The organism is Agarivorans sp. (assembly GCF_050295395.1).
In the GTDB taxonomy this organism is placed as follows: Bacteria; Pseudomonadota; Gammaproteobacteria; order Enterobacterales; family Celerinatantimonadaceae; genus Agarivorans.
Genome location: NZ_JBNKPP010000056.1, coordinates 1 through 1,711 on the forward strand (window position 1 = coordinate 1; position 1,711 = coordinate 1,711).

The following is a 1,711-nucleotide window of genomic DNA, read 5'->3' on the forward strand; positions in this document are numbered from 1 at the left end:
ATTAGCCAATATCAATTTGAATCAAACGCGGCTGATGACTACAACAATAGCGATGTTTTTACACCTTATGCTGGCCTTATATACAACCTGAACGATAGCATCTCGATTTACACCAGTTATACCGAAATATTTCTGCCACAAGACGCAAGGGACGCGAACAATAAGCGCTTAGAACCGATGACGGGGAACAATATTGAATTGGGGGCGAAAGGGGATTTCTTCGATGAGAAACTGACTGCCAGTGTTGCTGTTTTTAAAGTGCAAAAGGAAAATGTGGCAAAACCCGATGATGGCGCACTTCCCTTACCAGGTGGCAGTTATCCTATGCATTTGGTAGATGGAACCAGTAACCAAGGTTATGAAGTTGAGCTAAACGGTAAACCAACAGAAAATTGGGATCTATTTTTCAGCTATACCTATAGCAAATCAGAAGATCAGGATGGAGCGGCTTTTAGCACTCACTTACCAAAAGATTTGGTGCGTTTATCCTCACTTTATCACTTTGATGGTGCACTTGCGGATTTAACCGTTGGCGGTAACTTAAGCTGGCAGAGTAAAATTTACAAAGATAAAGCGGGTCCTAATGGTGAGCGCTCCGAGCAAGACAGCTATTACCTAGTCAACCTGATGACAAGCTATCAACTGACGGATGATGCTAAAGTTCAGCTAAATATCAATAACTTATTTGATAAAAAATATTACTCCAGCATTGATTTTTACAATCAAGGTTTCTTCGGTGAACCTCGAAAGATTGAGTTAAACCTAAGCTACAACTTTTAAATAATCTTCCATGTAAGCTAGAGCTGTAAATGCCGTGTCCATTAAGACACGGCATTAACATCACTCAGTGATAGGAGATAAGTGAATGTAACGCCCAACATTGCTAAAAATACTAACCAGCTTTTGTTGTTCATTAGACTCTTGCTGAGAGAGTCGTTATCCGCGGCTTTGCTTGAATGCTCTATATCGAGCAGTTTGGCGATCAGCCTTATCACTCCTATCCATACCTTTTTACATAACGCTTGTATGCCAATCAGCGATTAGTAACCGACGGCTTCGCTACCCGAATGACGGGGATCGGTGGCGCCAAAAATCCCTTGCTCTGTCACCATTATGGATTGTGTGCTGCCCATGGCCGATTGCACTTTCACCTTATGGCCTTTGGCTTCGAGTAACGAAATGGTATCGCGGTTCAGGCTGGTCTCGACCCGCAGTTCATCTGGTAGCCATTGGTGGTGTACCCGCGCGGCATTGCTGGCTTCGGCAATGTTTAAGCCGTGGTCAATCACATTCATAATGATTTGCAGCGTGGTGGTAATGATGCGTGAACCGCCTGGGCTGCCTGTCACTAAGAAAGGTTTGCCGTCTTTCATCACTATAGTTGGGCTCATTGAACTCAACGGGCGTTTATTACCTTCCACCGCGTTGGCATCGCCACCCACTAAGCCATAACCGTTAGGGGTGCCAGGTTTAGCGGAGAAATCATCCATTTCGTTATTGAGTAAAATGCCCGTGCCTTTGGCAACTAAACCTGAGCCGTAGCTAAAGTTTAAGGTGTAAGTGTTAGACACTGCATTGCCCCATTTATCGACCACCGAGAAGTGGGTGGTTTGGTCAGTCTCATAGGGCGCTAGATTACCGGGTTTGATTTCGGTACTAGGTGTGGTTTTCTTTAGCGCAATTTGGCTCGCAATCTTTTGGGCGTAGTCTT

2 protein-coding genes are annotated in these 1,711 nt (G+C 44.5%); one reads left to right on the forward strand and one right to left on the reverse strand.

The genetic code is table 11. The annotated features are described in order from the left end of the window. Nucleotides 1–780, forward strand: a 780-nt coding sequence (locus ACQY6Q_RS03255) for a TonB-dependent siderophore receptor (protein ID WP_427977815.1), incomplete at its 5' end; no start/stop codon positions are given. Between the two features lie 260 nt (nucleotides 781–1,040). On the opposite strand, the gene ACQY6Q_RS03260 is transcribed toward ACQY6Q_RS03255, so the two are convergent. Beyond that, a partial coding sequence (locus tag ACQY6Q_RS03260; RefSeq protein ID WP_427977817.1) for a gamma-glutamyltransferase occupies nucleotides 1,041–1,711 on the reverse strand: 671 nt, incomplete at its 5' end.